The sequence below is a fragment of the Bradyrhizobium nivariense genome (assembly GCF_029846695.2).
GTDB lineage: Bacteria > Pseudomonadota > Alphaproteobacteria > Rhizobiales > Xanthobacteraceae > Bradyrhizobium.
The window spans coordinates 48,703-68,698 of the sequence record NZ_JARWCR020000035.1; the positions used below are offsets into that span (position 1 = coordinate 48,703).

General features: G+C 64.4%; 17 protein-coding genes. 8 read left to right on the forward strand and 9 right to left on the reverse strand.

The genetic code is table 11. The annotated features are described in order from the left end of the window. Nucleotides 1-569: 569 nt before the first annotated feature. Nucleotides 570-1,262: a hypothetical protein gene (locus QCM77_RS25885; RefSeq protein ID WP_279662430.1), complete on the forward strand. Its 693-nt coding sequence runs from the start codon at nucleotides 570-572 to the stop codon at nucleotides 1,260-1,262. 87 nt (nucleotides 1,263-1,349) lie between these two features. Beyond that, nucleotides 1,350-2,357 (forward strand): DUF3592 domain-containing protein, encoded by a 1,008-nt coding sequence (locus tag QCM77_RS25890; protein WP_279685419.1) that lies wholly within the window; start codon nucleotides 1,350-1,352, stop codon nucleotides 2,355-2,357. A 283-nt stretch (nucleotides 2,358-2,640) separates the two neighbouring features. Here QCM77_RS25890 and QCM77_RS25895 read toward each other — a convergent pair whose 3' ends face one another. Then, the gene (locus QCM77_RS25895) at nucleotides 2,641-3,270 is read right to left on the reverse strand and encodes a glutathione S-transferase family protein (protein WP_279685420.1); all 630 of its coding nucleotides are present in this window, start codon (nucleotides 3,268-3,270) and stop codon (nucleotides 2,641-2,643) included. A 154-nt stretch (nucleotides 3,271-3,424) separates the two neighbouring features. Between QCM77_RS25895 and QCM77_RS25900 the strand changes: the two genes are divergently transcribed. The 3 genes from QCM77_RS25900 to QCM77_RS25910 all read left to right on the forward strand — a co-directional run bounded on the left by QCM77_RS25900 (nucleotide 3,425) and on the right by QCM77_RS25910 (nucleotide 5,441). Then, nucleotides 3,425-4,372 (forward strand): threonine/serine dehydratase, encoded by a 948-nt coding sequence (locus QCM77_RS25900; protein WP_279685421.1) that lies wholly within the window; start codon nucleotides 3,425-3,427, stop codon nucleotides 4,370-4,372. 10 nt (nucleotides 4,373-4,382) lie between these two features. After that, the gene (locus tag QCM77_RS25905; protein ID WP_279685422.1) at nucleotides 4,383-4,817 is read left to right on the forward strand and encodes a DUF6636 domain-containing protein; all 435 of its coding nucleotides are present in this window, start codon (nucleotides 4,383-4,385) and stop codon (nucleotides 4,815-4,817) included. Between the two features lie 69 nt (nucleotides 4,818-4,886). After that, on the forward strand, nucleotides 4,887-5,441 hold the full coding sequence (locus tag QCM77_RS25910; protein WP_279685423.1) for a hypothetical protein: 555 nt from the start codon (nucleotides 4,887-4,889) through the stop codon (nucleotides 5,439-5,441). 110 nt (nucleotides 5,442-5,551) lie between these two features. On the opposite strand, the gene QCM77_RS25915 is transcribed toward QCM77_RS25910, so the two are convergent. Then, complete coding sequence (locus QCM77_RS25915) at nucleotides 5,552-6,163, reverse strand: GNAT family N-acetyltransferase (protein ID WP_279662424.1); 612 nt, start codon at nucleotides 6,161-6,163, stop codon at nucleotides 5,552-5,554. Between the two features lie 263 nt (nucleotides 6,164-6,426). Then, nucleotides 6,427-7,932: a glycerol kinase GlpK gene (glpK, locus tag QCM77_RS25920; protein ID WP_279685424.1), complete on the reverse strand. Its 1,506-nt coding sequence runs from the start codon at nucleotides 7,930-7,932 to the stop codon at nucleotides 6,427-6,429. A gap of 204 nt (nucleotides 7,933-8,136) precedes the next feature. Between glpK and QCM77_RS25925 the strand changes: the two genes are divergently transcribed. Continuing rightward, nucleotides 8,137-9,495, forward strand: a complete 1,359-nt coding sequence (locus tag QCM77_RS25925; RefSeq protein ID WP_279685425.1) for an MBOAT family O-acyltransferase — start codon at nucleotides 8,137-8,139, stop codon at nucleotides 9,493-9,495. Between the two features lies 1 nt (nucleotide 9,496). Beyond that, nucleotides 9,497-10,402 (forward strand): hypothetical protein, encoded by a 906-nt coding sequence (locus QCM77_RS25930; RefSeq protein WP_279685426.1) that lies wholly within the window; start codon nucleotides 9,497-9,499, stop codon nucleotides 10,400-10,402. 10 nt (nucleotides 10,403-10,412) lie between these two features. Here QCM77_RS25930 and QCM77_RS25935 read toward each other — a convergent pair whose 3' ends face one another. From QCM77_RS25935 to QCM77_RS25960, 6 genes are all read right to left on the reverse strand, one after another. Further along, nucleotides 10,413-11,186 (reverse strand): SDR family NAD(P)-dependent oxidoreductase, encoded by a 774-nt coding sequence (locus QCM77_RS25935; protein WP_279685427.1) that lies wholly within the window; start codon nucleotides 11,184-11,186, stop codon nucleotides 10,413-10,415. Nucleotides 11,187-11,334: 148 nt separating this feature from the next. Next, nucleotides 11,335-12,477 (reverse strand): pimeloyl-CoA dehydrogenase small subunit, encoded by a 1,143-nt coding sequence (gene pimD, locus QCM77_RS25940; protein WP_279685428.1) that lies wholly within the window; start codon nucleotides 12,475-12,477, stop codon nucleotides 11,335-11,337. An 87-nt stretch (nucleotides 12,478-12,564) separates the two neighbouring features. Beyond that, the gene (pimC, locus tag QCM77_RS25945) at nucleotides 12,565-13,755 is read right to left on the reverse strand and encodes a pimeloyl-CoA dehydrogenase large subunit (protein ID WP_279685429.1); all 1,191 of its coding nucleotides are present in this window, start codon (nucleotides 13,753-13,755) and stop codon (nucleotides 12,565-12,567) included. A 147-nt stretch (nucleotides 13,756-13,902) separates the two neighbouring features. Then, a complete protein-coding gene (locus QCM77_RS25950; RefSeq protein WP_279662417.1) occupies nucleotides 13,903-15,090 on the reverse strand; it encodes an acetyl-CoA C-acyltransferase in 1,188 nt (395 codons plus the stop codon). Then, on the reverse strand, nucleotides 15,087-16,769 hold the full coding sequence (pimA, locus tag QCM77_RS25955) for a dicarboxylate--CoA ligase PimA (RefSeq protein ID WP_279685430.1): 1,683 nt from the start codon (nucleotides 16,767-16,769) through the stop codon (nucleotides 15,087-15,089). Before pimA ends, QCM77_RS25950 begins: the two co-directional genes overlap by 4 nt. 123 nt (nucleotides 16,770-16,892) lie before the next feature. Next, nucleotides 16,893-18,989 carry a 3-hydroxyacyl-CoA dehydrogenase NAD-binding domain-containing protein gene (locus QCM77_RS25960; RefSeq protein ID WP_279685431.1) on the reverse strand — a complete coding sequence of 699 codons (2,097 nt, stop codon included), beginning with the start codon at nucleotides 18,987-18,989 and terminating at the stop codon, nucleotides 16,893-16,895. A gap of 127 nt (nucleotides 18,990-19,116) precedes the next feature. On the opposite strand from QCM77_RS25960, the gene QCM77_RS25965 reads away from it, so the two are divergent. Further along, complete coding sequence (locus tag QCM77_RS25965; protein ID WP_279662575.1) at nucleotides 19,117-19,983, forward strand: IclR family transcriptional regulator; 867 nt, start codon at nucleotides 19,117-19,119, stop codon at nucleotides 19,981-19,983. Nucleotides 19,984-19,996: the final 13 nt, after the last annotated feature.

Sequence of the window (19,996 nt, forward strand, 5' to 3'; positions counted from 1 at the left end):
TCGCCCACCGCGCCCGTTTGATACTCACTGCCTCGCCCGTCGCCATCATGGGCGCGTGCCACACGTTCGGTGTCGTCCTGGCGAAAGCCGGCGAACGCCAGGACCCATACCGCGTGATCCATCGGTGACGATCGCTGGCGATACCGAACGACGAATCTTCGCCAAATTACCCGCTGGGGTAATGGGTCCTGGCTTTCGCCAGGACGACATTGGCGAAGCAAATGCTCAGCCTGTACCGGACGACGCAAGGCATCGAACAGCTGCGGATGCGCCGCTCGGGAACCCGCCGCTTGTGAACTCGTTCACTTGTCGGCTCAACCTTGATTCGCTATTCTGTCGGTCTACTACCTTCAAACCGCTGGTTTGGTTGGGATCGAACATATGAAGCAGTTCATTGCACTCTTCGTCGCCGCGATCGTTCTTGTCGTGCTGCCCTCGATTGCCTCGGCGGACTGTCCGAAAGGCTACGTGCCATGCGGCGAGCGAAGTCAGTTGTGCTGCCCAGGAAAATAGCAAGCCGCAAATGGCTTTGGCTTGGTAGCGGAGTTTTTGTCGCGATAGCCCTCCTGATGGTCTCGGTCTGGGCCGGATTCCCGCGAAAGAAGCAGACGATCACCGCCATCCTCTCCGAGACCGGATATTTCGAGGTGGTGCCGCCAAGCACCTTCGGCGGCCCTGGCACGATCAACACGATCGAATATCTCAGCAACGGCCGGCTGGAGCTGCATCCGACCTGCGATGTCGATCCCACGCTGCTGACCGGCAAGATCCAGAAATCGCGGACCGTTGACCGGGACCTGAAGCAGTCGCTTGAGAAAAAGCTCGACGTGTCGGCCCAGGTCAGGGACAAGCTGTCGGCCGTCGCCGGGATGCAGCAGGTCGAGGCAGTCAACCTCAAACTCGAGAACGCCAACATTCTCCTGATTTCCGACGAGTCGCTGATATCGACCCGGAACGCATTGCTGAAGGCCGAATGCGCGGACGCGGTCACCCAGAACGTTTCGAGCGGCGGCGTCGTGTGCCAGACGCGGTCCGTGCTGGAGGCCGACGTCGTCTACGAAATCAAATATCACGACGAGATTTCGATGGAGGAGAAGGCCAAGCTGACATCCGAGATCGCCGCGAAGCTCGACCTGGACGTACACCAGGGGTCAGACGACAAGGTGTCCGGCTCTCAATTGTTCTTTGGGATAAGATTGTCGCCAAACCCGATCGTCCTGAAGACCGCGACGGGGGAGATCAAGCCCTGTACGCGGAAGTAGGATCGACGCCGCACCCATCCCTGCCGTGAACGTAACGCGCGCTCGCGGCGACCAATGGCGGTCGCCGCCAAAGAGCAGGGGAATCGGATGCTGAACGCCCAACAATTGATGTGGACACAGATTGCCGCCGGCATCGCAGTGCTGCTGTCTGGATTGATGCTGTTCAATCTGGTCCGCATGCGGGGCCGGATGCAGGCCGCGCGGAGCTGGGACAAGGTGGAGGGCATCATCACGGTCTCCAGGGTCGACCAGCCCACGGCGCACGCCTCGGACGATCGGAACGACGCCAAGCCCATCATCCGCTATCGTTATCAGGCCGGCGGCCAGGAGCTGGAAAGCGACAAGATCTTTGTCGGCGGCCCCGCCATTACGACGAGGGTCCTGGCCGCAAAACTGACCGGACGATATCCGGTCGGCGCGCATGTCGACGTCCATGTCGATCCGAAGCAACCGACCGAGGCGCTGCTGGAGCCCGCTGCCGCGCAGAACGTCGCGGCGCTGGTGGCGTTCACGATCGTGTTCGGTTTCATTGCGGCCACCCTGACCGCGCATTCACTCGCGGGTCACGTGCTCTACGCCGACAATGGCGTTCCGCTGTTCGCGTTCGGGCTGCCGATCATCGTGCTCGTGGGCGGCGTGTTCTGCGTCGCCGAGTATGTCCGGACGCGCCGGCTGGCGAGCGCCAGCCTGCGCTGGCCGACCGCGTCGGGCAGGGTCACCCATTGCGACGTGATTGAGGAAATCGTCGAGGAGAAGACCGAGCATGACAATCGACCGACGACTTCAAAGCTCGTACACCGCTATCAGGTCGACCTGCGCTACGCCTACAGGGTCGGCAAGCGCGACTTCATCGGCACCGAAGTCGATTGGAACGGCACCATGATCTCCGGGCTGCGCGAGGTCGCCGCAGAGGCCGCGGCGAAATATCGTCCCGGGCAGAGTGTGAAGGTTTATTACGATCCGGACCAGCCGGGACAAGCCGTGCTGGAGCCTGCAAGCCGGGAAGGCGCGCTGGGGCCGCTGATCGGTGCCGCAGTCTGCGCGGTGGTCGGAGGCCTTTTCCTGACCATCCTTATCAAGGTCGGCTTTGCGTAGCGGCGCCTCTCCCTTCGCCTCTCCCCGCTAGCGGCAGGGCAATCGCATATGACGTCTCAGCGGCGCCTGAGCGAGCGCCTCGTCCTTCGAGACGACCGCTTCGCGGCCTCCTCAGGATGAGGCTCAGCTGCATCCATCTGCGTTGAAATGCTGCCGCATACTCATCCCTCATCCTGAGGGCCCGCCGCAGGCGGGCGTCTCGAAGGATGGCCGCAGTCGAGCTTCCGGCCATATGTTTCTTCATATGCAATTGCCTGACGCCCGCGGGGAGAATTGAAAAGGCTCACCCCTTCGGTGGTGCCAGCGGTTGCACGATATCCCGGAACGGCGCCAGCGCCTCGCAGCGTTCGGCATGTGCCGACAGCGCCGGATAACGCGAGGGCTCGAACAGCTGCGGGTGCGCCTCGCGCGTGAAGCGGACGACGCAGGCCACCGCGATGTCGGCGTGGCCGATGCGGTCGCCCAGCCAGTACGGCGTCGGCACCTTGGCGCGTTCGGCCTCCAGCACGCTCAAGACGTCCGCGATCTGCGCCTGGCAGCGCTCGACCCACAGCGTGAGCTGCTCCTTCCGCAGCACGCGCTCGTAGAGCAGGCTCACCGCCTTGTCGCCGAGGCCGGAGGCGAGCGCACAGATGCGCAGGTGCTTGCGCCGTTCGGCGCCGCCTCGCGGCAGCATCGCTTTCTCCGGCCCCACCATCTCGTCGAGATAATCGAGGATGATCGTGCTCTCGATCAGCGCCTCGCCGTCGTCGAGCACCAGCGTCGGTACGCGGCGCAGCGGATTATAGGGCGCGATCTTGTCGGCATCGCCGAAGGTCGACCACGGCCGGTGCTCGAAGGCAAGCCCGTAAAGCCGGAGCGCAATCGCGACGCGGCGAACGAAGGGGGAATCGTATTGGCCGATCAGGAACATGGTTTTGCGCTCTTCTGGCTTTGGACGAGGCAGGGCCGATCAGTTTCCACGGCAAGGCCGCAGTGGCGCAAGCAAAATCATGGAAGTGGAGCATTGCGCCGGATGCAACGGCGCCGCGACAGCGTCTGCCGGATGCGCTATCAAGGACGGCATCATGACAGCAACAATGGACATCAATCGGGAGCGGATCGCGGCGACCGAGGCCGTCATCCGTCCGCACATACGACGCACGCCGCTCGTCCAGGCCGATCTCGCCGATTTCGGCCTGCCGTCCGCACCGGTCATTTTCAAGCTCGAGATGCTGCAGCATTCCGGATCGTTCAAGGCGCGCGGCGCCTTCGCCAACCTGCTGTTGCGGCAGGTGCCGGAGGCCGGTGTCGTCGCCGCATCGGGCGGCAATCACGGCGCGGCGGTGGCTTATGCGGCGCAGCGGCTCGGCATCCCGGCCACGATTTTCGTGCCCGACATCACCTCGCCGGCCAAGGCCGAGCGCATCAAAGGCTACGGCGCGCAGCTCGTGGTCGCGGGCAGCCGCTATGCCGACGCGCTCGCCGCGAGCGAAACCCATGTCGCGCAGACCGGCGCCATGGCGGTGCATGCTTACGACCAGGTCGAGACTTTGCTCGGTCAGGGCAGCGTCGGCATGGAGCTGGAGCAAGATGCAGCGGGCGTCGACACGGTGCTGGTTGCAGTCGGCGGCGGCGGCCTGATCGGCGGTATGGCAGCCTGGAGCGCCGGCAGGACGCGCATCGTGGCGGTCGAGCCGGAGCAATCGCCAACGCTTCACGCCGCCTTCGCGGCGGGCGCGCCGATCGATGCGCCCGCAGGCGGCATCGCCGCCGATAGTCTCGCCCCGCGACGTGTCGGACAATTGATGTTTCCGATTGCGCGGGCCCACGTCGAGCGAGTCGTCCTGGTCACCGACGACGCGATCCGGCAGGCGCAGGCGGCGTTGTGGTCGAGCCTGCGCCTGGTCGCCGAGCCCGGCGGCGCCGCCGCATTTGGCGCCTTGCTCTCCGGTCGCTATCGTCCCTCACTGGGCGAGCGGGTCGCGGTGCTGGTTTGCGGCGCCAACACAACGGCGGTCAATTTCAACGGCTAGCGAGCTTCGCATGATCGCCTATCGCGGACTCATCCTGACGTCGATCCTGCTTGCCCTGGCCGGCCACGTCGTCCACGCGCAGGACCGTCCCATCGGCTTCCAGACGCCGTCGAAAAACATCGCCTGCCAGTTCTTCACCGACAACGGGCAAAGGAATGACCAAGGCGTGCTCCGCTGCGACATCATGAACCTGGAGGCGCGCCCGCGCCGTCCGGCCGATTGCGAGCTGGAATGGGGCAACGCCTTCGAGATGAGCGCGAAGGGAGCCGCAGGCCGCATCTGCGCCGGCGATACGGTCATGGACCCGTCATTGCCCATGCTCGCCTATGGTGAGGTGTGGCAGCGGGCTGGGTTTACGTGCCGGTCGGAGCCGACGGGGTTGACGTGCTTCAACGCGATGCAGCGCGGGTTTTCGTTGGCGCGAGGGAAGCAGGAGGTGTTTTGAGACAGGCCATCTTGGTATGTGTCGTCACCTGCGCTACTTTGACGTGCACCTTGGCCAAGACCCTGCAAGATGACCGCAAGCAAATCCCCTCCCCTGACAGTCATCGGAATCTATTCGCTCAGCGCTGACTGGACTGCGTACAGCCGCTTTCTACGTCAGGAAATCGACTCCCGCGACGCGACCAATTTTCCGGACGACTTGAAAGAATTCCTGCGCCGACATGGTCGCGGTGATGAAATACGGCCGCTCAAGGTCGAAGATCGGCAGGAATGGGAACAGTACCTTCGTTCTTACATGGATGATGTAGCTATGATCGAGGTGCTCGTAACGGATCCTGATGCGGCTTTCAACATCAGCGACTTCGTTCAGCCGGATCCAGTGCGCTCTGAAAAGGAGTGGCGGGTGGCGTGGAACGAAAAATTTCTGACTGCCGATGGCGAGACGGTGATCGGCGAATATCCGTGCAACTTGCCCGACGCGCTGCAGTATCGGGTGGTCTTTGCGATTCACTCATGGAATCCAGATCTGCCGCTTCGCTCCAGCTATGGCGAGCTTATATTTCCGGCAATGGAACCGCTGCCTGAACGGCTGTGGCGCCTTACGCCATATGAAGTGCCGACCTGAACAAGGCTTGGCCCGGAAAGGGCGCAACGAAATCCGGGATCAGTGAGAATGAGAGAAATCCCGGATTTCGCTTCCACCTTCGCTTTTCGGAGAAAGTTGCTTCGTCCTGGTTACGGCTTCCCCGCGCGCTCCTCGATGATTGGCACATGCGTTGCCGCGGACCGCGGCGCCGTGCCATCGACGCGCGGGTCGTCGGCGATCTCGATCTGGCGACGGAACGGGCGAAAGCCGGAGCGCTGGTAGAACGCGAGGGCGGACGGGTGGTCGAAGGTGCAGGTGTGCACCCAGACGCGACGGACATCGCGTGACCATGCGATCTCAAGCGCGCGGTTCATCATGAAGCGGGCGGCACCGCTGCCGATCAGTTTTGCGGTGACACCGAAATACACGAGTTCACACTGGCCGGCCTCGCGAAAGTCCAGCTCCAGCAGACCTTCATCGTGGCCGTCCACGACCAGGGCGTAGACTTCGATCCCTGGTGCGCGGATGATTGTGGCGAGCTCGGCATCGTTCATGCGCGCCCGCGAAAACCACAACCACTCCTCGCCGACGCGGCGATGGAGGTCGCGATACCAATGAAGCGCGGGGGTATCGACCTTGCGCAGCGTCCACGCACCGGCGGGATCGTCACGCAGCGCCGGACGCGCGGTCATCTCGAGATGAGTGACGACGGCAGCGATCTTGCCGGCGGGGATGTCGGAATGGCCGTCGGGGAGGATCATGGGATGCGTCTCTTTGAAGCTGAACTCCAGCCACACATTCCGGGTCGTCCTGGCGAAAGCCAGGACCCATTACCACAGCTGATCGCTGTTGCGGCAGGCTGGGGCCGCCAGCGGTCCAAGGCAACTTAGCTCGGTGGTTGTGGGTCCTGGCTTTCGCCAGGACGGCGGAGTTTGTGGATACGCCTCGTTCACCGCGGGGTCAGGGTAATCGCTTCCAGAGAACCCCGGATTTCGCTGCGCTCCATCCGGGCTACGAGTTCGGCCTATCCCTCGCCCTCGTCGCTCGCGAGCACGCCCTTCACCGCCCTCGCCCAGCCCGCCAGCTTCCGCTCCCTTGTCGCCTGGCTCATGTTCGGTTTGAAGCGGTGCTCGAGCCGCCAGTTGTCGGCGAATTTCGTCGGCTCGGGATAGACGCCGGCCTGGAGGCCGGCGAGATAGGCAGCCCCTAACGCCGTCGTCTCCTGGATCACGGGACGGTCGACCGGCGCGTCGAGCAGATCGGCGAGGCGCTGCATGGTCCAGTCCGATGCGGTCATGCCGCCGTCGACGCGGAGCACGACGCTGGCCGTTTCCGAGCTCGGCCAGTCGGCGCGCATCGCGGCCCAAAGGTCAAAAGTCTGGTAGCAGACGCTTTCCAGCGCGGCGTGGGCGAGCTCGGCCGGGCCGGTGTTGCGGGTGAGGCCGAACAGCGCGCCGCGCACGCGCGGATTCCAGTAGGGCGCGCCCATGCCGACGAAGGCCGGCACCAGATAGACGCTCTGCATGGAGTCCGACTGATCGGCGAGCGGGCCGGTCTCGGCGGCGTGCTTGATGATGCCGAGGCCGTCGCGCAGCCATTGCACTGCGCTGCCCGCGACGAAGATCGAGCCTTCGAGCGCGTAGGTGCGCTTTCCGCCGAGCTGATAAGCGATGGTGGTGAGCAGCTTGTTCTTAGAGGCCACCGGCGTGGTGCCGGTGTTGAGCAGGGCAAAGCAGCCCGTGCCGTAGGTCGACTTCATCATGCCCGGGCGGAAGCAGGCCTGGCCGATGGTCGCGGCCTGCTGGTCGCCGGCGATGCCGGAGATCGCAATCGCGCCGCCGAACAGGTCTGGCACGGTCTCGCCGAAACGGGCGGAGGAATCCTTCACCTCGGGCAGCATCGAGCGCGGCACGCCGATGATCTCCAAGAGCTCGTCGTCCCACTGCCCCGTGTGGATGTTGAACAGCAGCGTGCGCGAGGCGTTGGTGGCGTCGGTGGCGTGCACCTTGCCGCCGGTGAGGCGCCAGAGCAGGTAGCAATCAACCGTGCCGAACATCAACTCGCCGCGCGCGGCACGCGCCCGCGCGCCGGGAACGTGGTCGAGAATCCAGGCGACCTTGGTGCCGGAGAAATAGGGATCGATGATCAGGCCGGTCTTCTGCGAGATCGCCGGCTCGCGGCCGTCTGCCTTGAGTTTGGCGCAGATGTCGGCGGTGCGGCGGTCCTGCCAGACGATGGCGCGGTGCACGGCCTGTCCGGTGGCGCGATCCCACACCACGGTGGTCTCGCGCTGGTTGGTGATGCCGATCGCGGCGATGTCCTTTGCGGTGATGCCGGCCTGCTCGATCGCATCACGGCAGACCATCACGGTCGAGGTCCAGATGTCCTCCGGCTCGTGCTCGACCCAGCCCGACGCGGGGAAGTGCTGCGGAAATTCCTGCTGCGCACGGGCGGCGATCGAGATGTCGCTGCGAAAGACGATGGCGCGCGAGGAGGTGGTGCCCTGGTCGATGGCGAGGACGAAAGACATGGAAGCGAACCCTTGGCGTTATCTTGGCGTTGTCTTGGCGTTTTCTTGGCGTTGTCCCGTGAGGGATCATTGTGTCGCGCCAAAGGGAGCGGATTGGAGGCGGAAGGTCAAGCCCGCCGCGCTCATCGGGGCGAGCGACGTGCGTGGAAGGGCTAGGCCAGAGAATGCGAAAATGGTACATGCCGGGCGGGCAGATGGGGCGGCATGACCTTCACTTCATTTCAGTTCGGCGTCTTCGTCGCGACCGTGTTTGGCGTCTATTACCTGCCGTCACTGCGCAGTTTCCAAGTCCCGCTGCTCGTCCTTGCAAGCGTGTTCTTCTACGGCTTCGGCCAGCCCGAGTTGCTGCCGCTGCTGCTCGTCGCGGTCCTCGGCACCTATGTCTGCCTGGTGCTTGCGTTCGAGAATCGAAGCATCTGGATGCCGGCCGGCATCGTCTTCAATCTCGGCCTGCTGGCGTTCTTCAAATACAAGTTCCTGTTCGTCGACGCCGCCGCGGCCCATCTCACCGGCACCGCGCCGGTCGACTTCCTGCTGCGACTGCCGCTGCCGATCGGCATCTCGTTCTTCGTGTTCCACAACATCAGCCTGCTGGTCGACCTGACGCGCGAGAAGCGCACCGTTCGCCTGCGCGACGTATTCCTCTACATCATCTTCTTTCCCCAGCTCGTGTCCGGCCCGATCACGCGTGCGGCCCAATTCATGCCGCAGATCGCTCCCAAGCGGCTCGGTGACGTTGCCTTCGTCGAGGCCGCGAAGTGGATTCTGGTCGGCTACTTCTTCAAGCTGTATGTGGCGAACAATCTCAACGAGATGACGTCCTATATGGACTTCCCGCTCTACGAGACGCTGCGCACGCAGGATCGCTGGCTGCTGGTGTTCCTCTACAGCTACCAGATCTACGCCGACTTCTTCGGCTATTCGGCGATCGCGCTCGGCCTCGGCCTGCTGTTCGGCTATCGCCTGCCCGTGAACTTCAACCTGCCCTACATCTCGATCTCATTCTCGGAGTTCTGGACGCGTTGGCACATCTCGCTGTCGAGCTGGCTCAGGACCTATTTGTACATTCCGCTCGGCGGCAACCGTCATGGACCGGCACGAACCTGTCTCAACCTGATGATCGTGATGACGCTTGGCGGGCTCTGGCATGGTGCAAGCCTGAGCTACGCCCTGTGGGGCATGGCGCACGGGTTTCTGCTCGTGATCGAACGACCGTTCCTGAAACTCCTGGGCGATGGAAGCCCTGCGGTGCGGGTGATCCGGATGGGCGTCGTCTTCTTCTGCGTCACGATGCTCTGGATCTTCTTCAAGCTGCCGAACTTCGACCACGCGCTCAGCTACCTCAAGGGAATGTTCATGGCGACGGACGCGCCCAATCCACCAAAGCTGTTCACCAATCTCGCTTTGCTCTATGCCTTGCCGGTGATCATCCAGCATATCGGCATCGGCGCGCTCATCGAAGGCCGGTTGCGGCGATGGGAGCCGTATCTCTATGGCGCGCTCGCGGCGCTCGCCTGTCTTGAGGCGGGGCCCGACAGCACTTTCATCTACTTCCAGTTCTGACATGCAGCAGGATTTTACGCTTTCATGGCTGGTCAAGTGCGCGGCGGCCGCAGCCGCGCTGCTGCTGGCCTGCGCCCTCACCACCGCGCGCTTCGGCTCGGCCCTGCAGCAGCCGGCGGTCACGACCCGCGGCGGCAGCCTCGTCAGCCTCAACCGCTATGTGCGGGATCCCACGCCTGATATCGTGGTGGTCGGCAGCTCGGTCGCCTGGCGCCTCAAGGAGGAGTATTTCTCGCCGCCGCGCGCCCGCAATCTTTCGTTGGCGGGCGGCTCACCGTTGACAGGTCTCGAGATCGTCGCGAACCGGCCGAACCCGCCGAAGATCGTGCTGATCGAGACGAATGTCCTGACGCGCGAGCCGGACAGCGCGCTGATCGAGAAATTTTCCGGCGGCGCGCGCACGGAAGCGCTGCTCTTGCGCCCGGTGCGAACAGCGGTCGCGGGCTATGAAACGTGGAAACACGGTGAACCCGATCCCGCCCGGGCGCGCGCCGAGCGGGATCGCCTGCTCAGCCAGCCGCCGGGCACGTTCGACAACAAGGTCTATCTCGACCGTGCGCTGGAGCAGATGAACGAAGCCGATCCGACCGTGCCGGCTCGCGCCAATGTGGTCCGCATCAGGCAGCTCATCGACGAGTTGCAGCGGCACGGCACCCGCGCGTTTCTGATCCACGTTCCCTTTGCGCCGGAGATCGAAGGCTCCCGGATGGTCCGGATGACCAACGAGATCGTCAACGAAGCCTTTCCCGATCGCGGGCTGTGGCTCCCGATCGATCCGCCGCGAAGCGAGCTGCGTTGGGACGACGGCGTGCACCTCGACGAACGTTCGGCCCTGATCGTCGTGCGCGCCATCGAAAGCGCCATCCAAAGCGCTCTGGTCGAGCGAGACAGCGCACGCCGGCCGTAGGGGGCGGCGGCTACACCGCCGCCGTGGTCACGCCGCCGTCGATGACGATGGTCTGTCCGGTCATGAAGCTCGACGCATCGGAGGCGAGGTAGGCCACTGCGCCGGCGATTTCGTCGGGCTCGCCGATGCGGCGGAGCGGCGTGGTGGCGGTGCGGCGCTTCAGGATGGCTTCGTCTTCCCACAGCGCACGGGCGAAATCGGTCTTGACGAGGCCGGGCGCGATGCAGTTGACGCGGACGCCTTTCGGGCCCCATTCGCCGGCGAGCGAACGACACAGCGCGAAGTCGGCGGCCTTGGAGATGCCATAGGCGCCGATCACGGTCGAGCCGCGCAAGCCCCCGATCGAGGAGATGATGACGACGGAGCCGCCTCCGCGCTCGGCCATCTGCGGGATTGCGAGCGCAGAGAGCCAGATGTTGCTCTTGACGTTCGAGCCCATGATCTTGTCGAAGGCTTCATCCGTGATGTCGAGCAGCGGGCCGTAATACGGATTCACCGCGGCGTTGCAGACCAGGATGTCGATCTTGCCAAAATGCTTGGTCGCCCCCGCGATCAGCGCCTCGACCTCTTGCTTGCGCGCGATGTTGCAGGGGATGACGGTTGCCTCGCCGCCGGCCGCATTGATGCCGTCGGCGACCTCCTTGCAGGCGTCGGCCTTGCGCGATGAGACCACGACTTTGGCGCCGAGCTTTGCGAGCAACTCGGCGGAGGCGCGTCCGATGCCGCGGCTGGAGCCGGTGACCACGGCGACTTTTCCGGTGAGATCGAACGGGGTGTTTTTCATTTTTGTTGCTCCGTTGAGGCCACTTGTTCAGTCGTCATCGCCCGGCTTGGCCGGGCGATCCAGTATTCCAGAGACGGCGCGGCTAGAACCGAGAAGCCGCGGCGTACTGGATCCCCCGCCTACGCGGGGGATGACGGCGACCTTGCGGCTAGATCAACCCGCCACCATCCGCCACGCGGCGCTGGTGGTAGTCGGTGTCGCCAAACGAGTTCTCGATCATGGTCAGGCGCTTGAAGTAGTGGCCGATCTTCGCCTCCATGGTCATGCCGATGCCGCCGTGGAGCTGGATCGCCTGCTGTCCCACGAACTTCAGCGACTTGCCGATCTGCACCTTGGCCGCCGCAACGGCGTTGCTGCGCTCCTTTGCATCCTCGAAATCGCCGGCCATGGTCGCGAACATCGACATCGATCTCGCCTGCTCGGCGGCGACGAACATGTCGGAGGCGCGGTGCTGGAGGCTCTGGAACGAGCCGATCGCGACGCCGAACTGCTTGCGCGTCTTGATGTACTCGACGGTGGACTTGAGCGATTCATCCATCAGGCCGACCGCTTCGGCGCAGAGCGCGATGCGGGCTTCGTCGACCACACGTTCGATCAGCGCGAGCGAATCGTCGGGGTTGCCGAGCGCCGCATCGGCACCGACCTCGACGCCGGTGAAGGTGATGTCGGCGGCGTGCAGGCCGTCCTGGGTCGGGTACGATTTCTTGGTGACGCCCTTGGCGTTGGCCGGCACCAGGAACACGCCGATGCCGCTGTTGTCGCGGCGCTCGCCCTTGGTGCGCGCGGTCACGATGAGGGTGTCGGCGTTCTCGCCGTTGAGCACCACGAATTTTTCGCCGTCGATGACCCAACCCTCGCCCTTCTTCTTCGCCGTCGTGGTGACGTCGAAGAGATCGTAGCGCGAGTTCTTCTCGAGCTGGGCAAACGCCAGCGTCTTGCTGCCGTCGACGATGCCGGGCACATGCGCGGCCTTCTGCGCATCGGAGCCCGCATGGCGCAGGAAGCCGCCGCCGATCACGACGGTTGCGAGATAGGGCTCGAGCACCAGCGCCTTGCCGAGCGCTTCCATCACGATCATGGTCTCGACGCCGCCGCCGCCGAAGCCGCCATCGGCCTCGTCGAAAGGCAGGCCGAGCAGACCCTGCTCGGCGAGCTTGCCCCAGACGGCTTTGCTCCAGCCGCCCTTCTCTTTCATATACTTCTTGCGGCTCTCGAAATCGTAGGAATCGGTCAAGAGGCCGTCGATGCTGTCCTTGAGAAGCCGTTGCTCCTCGTTCAGATCAAAATCCATTTCTGTTTCCTCAAATAACAAGTCTCTGCGCGGAGAGAGCCCCTCACCCCTGCCCTCTCCCCGCGAAGAGCGGGGAGAGGGAGAAGATCAAAGCCCCAGCACCGCCTTGGCGATGATGTTGCGCTGGATCTCGTTGGAGCCGCCGTAGATCGAGACCTTGCGGTTGTTGAAGTAACTCGGCGCGATCTGGGCGGTCCAGTCCATGGCTTCGTTCGAGCCGTCGTCGCCGTGCACGTCATAGGGGGCTGCAAACGGGCCGATCACTTCCATCAAGAGCTCGGTCGTGGTCTGCTGGATCTCGGAGCCCTTGATCTTCAGTACCGAGGACGCCGGATTGGGCTTGCCCTTGCCGTGCTTGCCTTCGTCGGCGACGACGCGCAGCTGCGTCAGCTCGAGCGCCTTCAGCTCGATCTCGCACGCCGCGAGCTTGTCGCGGAAGGCGGCGTCCTGGATGATCGGCTTGCCGCCGGATTCGACCTTGGAGGCGAGATCGCGGATGCGGCGGAGCCGCTCCTTGGAGACGCCGACCCGGGCGATGCCGGTACGCTCATTGCCGAGCAGGAATTTTGCGTAGTCCCAGCCCTTGTTCTCCTCGCCGATCAGGTTCTCGTAGGGAACCTCGACGTCGTCGAAAAAGACCTCGTTGACCTCGACGCCGCCGTCGATGGTCTGGATCGGGCGAACGGTGACGCCCTTCGACTTCATCGAGAACACGATGAAGGAGATGCCCATCTGCTTCTTGGCGCTGGCGTCGGTGCGGCAGAGGCAGAAGATCATGTCGGCGTGCTGGGCGAGCGTGGTCCAGGTCTTCTGGCCGTTGATGATCCACTTGTCGCCCTTGCGCTCGGCTTTCGTCTTCAGCGAAGCGAGGTCGGAGCCGGAGCCGGGCTCGGAGAAGCCCTGGCACCACCAATCGTCGACACTGGCAATGCGCGGCAGATACTGCTTCTTCTGCTCTTCATTGCCGAAGGTGTAGATGACAGGACCGACCATGCTGACGCCAAAGGCGAGCGGCTGCGGCGCCGGATAGGACTGCAGCTCCTCGTTGAAGATGTAGTGCTGCACGGACGTCCAGCCGGTGCCGCCATATTGCTCGGGCCAGTGGCTGACGCCCCAACCCTTCTTGTTGAGGATGCGCCACCACGTCACCATCTCGTCCTTCGAGAGGTGGCGGCCCTCGACCAGCTTGCGCCGCGTATCCGGCGGCACGTTGTCGCGGAAGAATGACCGCACTTCCTCGCGGAACGCCTGCTCTTCTTTCGTGAATGCGAGATCCATCGGATCCTCCTGTGAGCGATTCTGTCGTCCTGGCGAAAGCCAGGACCCATTACCACCGGCCTTCGTTGCTTACGAAGGCAATTGCCATCTGCTCCCCAAACTCCTGCTGCGGAGTATGGGTCCTGGCTTTCGCCAGGACGACATTGGTTACTGCAAAACCTCGAACAACCCCGCCGCGCCCATGCCGCCGCCGACACACATGGTGACGACCGCGTACTTCGCCTTGCGGCGGCGGCCTTCGATCAAGGCGTGGCCGGTGAGGCGTGCGCCCGACATGCCGTAGGGATGGCCCACCGCAATCGCGCCGCCATCGACGTTGATCTTGTCGGGGTCGATGCCGAGCTTGTCGCGGCAATACAGCACCTGCACCGCGAAGGCTTCGTTGAGCTCCCACAGGCCGATGTCGTCCACGGTGAGGCCGTGACGCTTGAGCAGGCGCGGCACGGCGAAGACCGGGCCGATGCCCATTTCGTCGGGCTCGCAGCCGGCCGAGACGAAGCCGCGAAAGATGCCGAGCGGCTTGAGGCCGCGCTTCGCCGCTTCCTTGTCGCTCATGATGACGGAGGCGCTGGCGCCGTCCGAAAGCTGGCTGGCATTGCCGGCGGTGACCGAGAACCCGTCGCCGCGCACGGCCTTGAGGCCGGCGAGGCCTTCGGCAGTCGTCTCGGGGCGCGGGCCCTCGTCCTGCGACAGCGTCACGTCCTTGAAGGAGACTGCGCCGGTCGCCTTGTCGGTCACCGCCATCTTGGTGGTGATCGGCGCCAGCTCATCCCTGAACTTGCCGCCCTGTTGGGCTGCCGCGGTGCGGCGCTGGCTCTCCAGCGAATATTCATCCTGCTTCTCGCGCGAGATGCCGTAGCGCTTGGCCACGATTTCGGCGGTGTCGATCATGGGCATGTAGACTTCGCCCTTGATCTCGAGCAGCGCCGGGTCCTGGGCGTGGAAGCCGTTCATCTTGTCGTTCTGCACCAGCGAGATCGACTCGCCGCCGCCGCCGACCGCGATCTCGACGCCGTCGAAGATCACGGAGCGCGCGGCGAGCGCGATCGCCTGAAGGCCCGAGGCGCATTGTCGGTCGATGGTGGTGCCGCCGACGGTGACGGGCAGGCCAGCGCGGAGCAGCGCCTTGCGCGCGATGTTGCCGCCGGTCGAACCCTGCTGGAGGGCGGCGCCCATCACGACGTCCTCGACCTCCTTCGGGTCGATCTTGGCGCGTGCGACGGCTTCGCCGATGGCGTGGCCAAGCAGGGTTGCGCCCTCGGTGGCGTTGAGCGCGCCGCGATAGGCCTTGCCGATCGGGGTGCGGGCGGTGGAAACGATGACGGCGTCGGTCAAGAGCGACCTCCTGATGCGGGTTGGGTGGATTGTGATGGTTTCTGCTGCTGGCGCAACTCGTGGCGCGACAGCTTACCGACCGACGTGCGCGGCAGATCGTCGACGAATTCGACCTCCGTGGGCAATTCGTGCTTGCCGAGCTTGCCGACGAGCTGCGCGCGCAGCTCGTCGAGCGAGAACGGCTTTGCGTCCGGCCTCAGCTTGATGAAGGCTTTTGCGGCCTCGCCGCGGTACTGGTCGGGAATGCCGAGCACGATCACCTCGTGTACGCCCGGGATGGTGTAGATCGCCTGCTCGATCATCTGCGGATAGACGTTGAAGCCGCCGGAGATGATCATGTCCTTCTTGCGATCGACCAGGAAGAAATAGCCGTCGGCGTCGACATAGCCGATGTCACCGGTGAGGAAGCGGCCGTCGACGAAGGCCTCCGCCGATCCTTGCGGCTTGTTCCAGTAACCCTTGGTGACGTTCGGCCCCTTGATACGGATCTCGCCGACTTCGCCCGGCGGCAGCACTTTTGTCGGATTCTCCAGCGCGACGACGTCGAGCTCGATGCCGGGCAGCACCAGGCCGATAGAGCCAGGCTTGTCGGGACCTGTGGGCGGATGGCCGGTGCCGGGCGAGCAGGTCTCGGTCATGCCCCAGCCGCTCTTCAACTTCTTGCCGATCTTGCGCTCGAAGAAGCTTGCGATCTCGACCGGCAGCGGCGCGCCGCCGGAGCCGATCGTGGCAAGCGAAGAGAGGTCGCGCTTGTCGAGATCGGGAAGCGCCGCGATCGCGATCCACATCGTCGGCACGCCCGGAAAGTAAGTGGCGCGCTTGACCTCGATGTCGCGCATCACCGCTTCGACATCGAAGCGCTGGTACAGCGAGATCAGATTGCCGCGGCTGAGCGAGGACAGCAGCACGACGGTCAGCGCATAGATGTGGAACAGCGGCAGCACGCAGATCACGCGCTCGACGACGTCGCCGCGCGCAGCGCGCGACGGCTTGCCCCAGACGTCGTAGATCGACACCGCCGAGGTGAGATTGCCGTGCGTCAGCATGGCGCCCTTGGGCAGGCCGGTGGTGCCGCCGGTATATTGCAGCAGCGCGACGTCGTCGGCCGTGACCACCGGCCACATTGCCGGCGCGGTCGCGCCCTCGACGAAGGTCTTGAAGGTGACGATGCGGGGATCCCCAGGGATCGCGGCCTGCGGCGTGCCGACCTTGCCCCAATCGTCGTCCTCGCAGACGACGAGACGGTCGATCAGGCCCTTCTCCAGGAATTTCAGCGCGGTCGGCAGCAGCGCGGCGAGGTTGGAGGTGACCAGCAGGCGCGAGCCTGAGTCGGAGACCTTGTGGGTCAGCGCGATCTCGCCGTCGAGCGGCGAGAGATGCGCGATGCGGGCGCCGGCCTTCAGCGCGCCGAAGAAATTGACGGGGTGATCCGGCGTGTTGCCGAGGAACAACGCGATGGAGGAGCCCCGGCCATAGCCGGCGCGCAGGAACGCCGCCGCCGCGCGCTCGGCCATCGCGGCGAGCCCGGTATAGGTGATCGGACGATCGCGGAATTCCAGCGCGGTGCGCGGGCCGTAATTCGCGGCGGCGTTCGACAAGAGGTCAGGCAGCGAGCCCTGGGCGATGGTGTCGTCCCAGCGCACGCCATCGGGATAAAACTGTTCGCCGGGATGGGTCATCGCTTCCTTAAACCACAGACCATCATTCCGGGGCGATGCGAAGCATCGAAGCCGGAATCTCGAGATTCCGGGTTCGCCCTGCGGGCGCCCCGGAATAACTGAGAATTGGAGCGCAAGGCTCCATCAAGCCGCTTTCGACGCCGCAGCCAGTGACGCGAAGGTCTTTCCCCCCGCCGCGAGCTTCTTCAGCAGCGGCGCGGGCTCGAGGCTCGGATCGTTGGTCTCCTTGGCGTAGAAGGCCAGGCGATCGGCGATGTGCTTGAGGCCGACACTGTCGGCCCAGAACATCGGGCCGCCGCGGTAGATCGGCCAGCCATAGCCATAGAGCCAGACCACGTCGATGTCGGAGGGACGCGCGGCGATGCCTTCCTCCAGGATCTTCGCGCCCTCGTTGATCATCGGATACATCATGCGCTCGAGGATCTCCTCGTCGCTGACGACGCGCTTCTTGCGGCCGAGACGCAGCAGCGTCTCGTCGATCAGCTTCTCGACCTCCGGATCCGGCAGCGCCGAACGCGAGCCGGCTTCGTACTTGTAATAGCCTTTGCCGGTCTTCTGGCCGAAGCGGCCGGCTTCGCATAGCGCGTCTGCGATCTCCGACTTGATGCCGCGATCTTTCCGCGAGCGCCAGCCGATGTCGAGGCCGGCGAGGTCGCCCATTGCGAACGGCCCCATCGGCATGCCGAACTTCGTCACCACGGCGTCGACCTGCTGCGGCAGCGCGCCTTCGAACAACAGTTTCTCCGACTGCTTGCCGCGCTGGGCCAGCATGCGGTTGCCGACAAAGCCGTCGCAGACGCCGACCACAGCCGGCACCTTTGCGATTTTTCGCGCGATCGTCACCGCGGTCACCAGCGCATCCGGCGCGGTCTTGTCGGCGCGCACGATCTCGCACAACTTCATGACGTTGGCGGGCGAGAAGAAGTGCATGCCGAGCACGTCCTGCGGACGCTTGGTCGACTGCGCGATCTCGTCGATGTTCAGGTAGGAGGTGTTGGAGGCAAGCACGGCGCCAGCCTTGACGTACTGGTCGAGCTTGCCGAACACTTCCCTCTTCACCGCCATGGTCTCGAACACGGCTTCGATGACGAGGTCGGCATCGCCGACGTTCTCGATGCCGACGACGCCGTTGATCAGCGCCATGCGCTTGGCGGGCGCATCCGCCGGGATGCCGCCGCGCGCCGCGGTCGCTTCCCAGTTCTTCTGCATGATGCCCAGGCCGCGCTTGAGCTGCTCCTCGCCGGTCTCGATCAGGGTGACGGGAATGCCTGCATTGGCAAAGGACATCGCGATGCCGCCGCCCATCGTGCCGGCGCCGAGGATGGCGACGCGGTTCACGGGCCGCGACTTGGTGCCTTCAGGCACGCCGGCGATCTTGCTGGCCTCGCGCTCGGCGAAGAAGGCATAACGCTGCGCCTTGGACTGATCGCTGGCGACGAGCTTCAGGAAGCCCTCGCGCTCCTTCTTCAGACCCTCGTCGAACGGCAGGTCGATGGCGTAGCCGACGGCGTCGGCCGCCGCGAACGGCGCCTCCAGGCCGCGCGACTTCTTGGTCATGGCGGCGACCGCATTGGTGAAGATCGAGCGGTCGGCCTTGGCCGCCGCGATCTTGGAGTCATCATCGCGCAGGCGGCGCAGCGGGCGCTTTTCGGCCAGCAGCTTTCGCACGAAGGCTTCGCCGCCCGACGCCGGCCCCTCGATGATCTCCTCGATCAGGCCGTTCTTCAGCGCTTCCGCCGCACCGATCGGATCGCCGCCGACGATCATCTTGACTGCGAGCTCAGGCCCGACCGCCCGCGGCAGGCGCTGGGTGCCGCCCGCGCCCGGCAGCAGGCCGAGCTTCACCTCGGGCAGGCCGAGCTTGGCTTCTTTCACCGCGACGCGAAAATGACAGGCGAGCGCAACCTCGAGGCCGCCGCCGAGCGCGGTGCCGTGGATCGCGGCCACGACCGGCTTCGGCGAGTTCTCGATCTCGGACAGCACGTCGTTGAGGGCGGGCGGCTTCGGCGGTTTGCCGAATTCGGTGATGTCGGCGCCCGCAATGAAGGTGCGGCCGGCGCAGGTCAGCACGATGCCCTTGATCGCGGGATCGGCGACCGCGGCCTTGATGCACTCCAGAATACCGCCGCGAACCGCGGCACTCAGCGCATTGACCGGAGGGCTGTCGACCGTGACGATCCCGACTTCGTCATGACGCTCAAGCTTGACCACTTCGCTCACGGTGTCCCTCCTTGGTGGGGTAACTTTTGTCAATTTCGCAGTGCGGAATTTAATTCCGCATCTTGACGGCAGGGTTATTTTGAAGCACGTGGCTTGTCAACGACTCCGCGCAAGAAGCAGATCAGGGATGAAGCGTACAGGAAAGAAGACCGCGACCGATCGGAATTTCGTCGTCGCGCTTTCCCGCGGACTAGACGTATTGCGCGCATTCCAGCCCAGCGACGGACTTCTTGGCAATCAGGAAATCGCGGCCCGCACCAACCTGCCCAAGCCGACGGTCTCTCGGCTGACCTACACGTTGACGAAGCTCGGTTATCTGACACCGGTTCCCCGTTTCGAGAAATATCAGCTCGCGCCCGCCGCAATGGCGCTCGGTTACGCCGCGTTATCCAATCTCGGCGTTCGGCATTTGTCCGAACCGTTCCGCGAGGACATGATGCGCGCGACCGGGGGAGCCGTCGCGATCGGCGGCCGGGACCGTCACAGCATGATCTATTTCGGGCAGAGCCGCGGCAGCGAGACGGTCGGCGTTCAACTAGACGTCGGCTCTCGCGTGCCTATTGCAACCAGCGCGATGGGCCGCGCATATTTCTGGGCGCTCGCCGAAGACGAACGCGCAGAAGTGTCGCGTATTCTGCGCGAACATTACGGCAGCCGCTGGCCGAAGATGCGCGACGGACTGGAGCGTTCCGGCGAGACCGTCGCGAAATACGGCTTCGCGATCTCCGTCGGTGACTGGCACGACGACATCGGCGCTGCCGGCGTCGCGCTCAGGCTCAACGACGGAACCGGACCTTACGCATTCAATTGCGGCGCGCCCGCATTCCGTTTCACGGAAGAGCGTTTGATCAACGACATTGGACCGCGTCTGCTTGCGATGGTAAGGAACATCGAAGCGGCACTTGGGGGTCTGATGCCGCATTCCAAAAAAGACATCAGCAAAAAGCTGAAATCAGGAGGAAAAGTTGCGCGTGTGGCCGAGGGGATCAGATAGCATTTGTGATCAT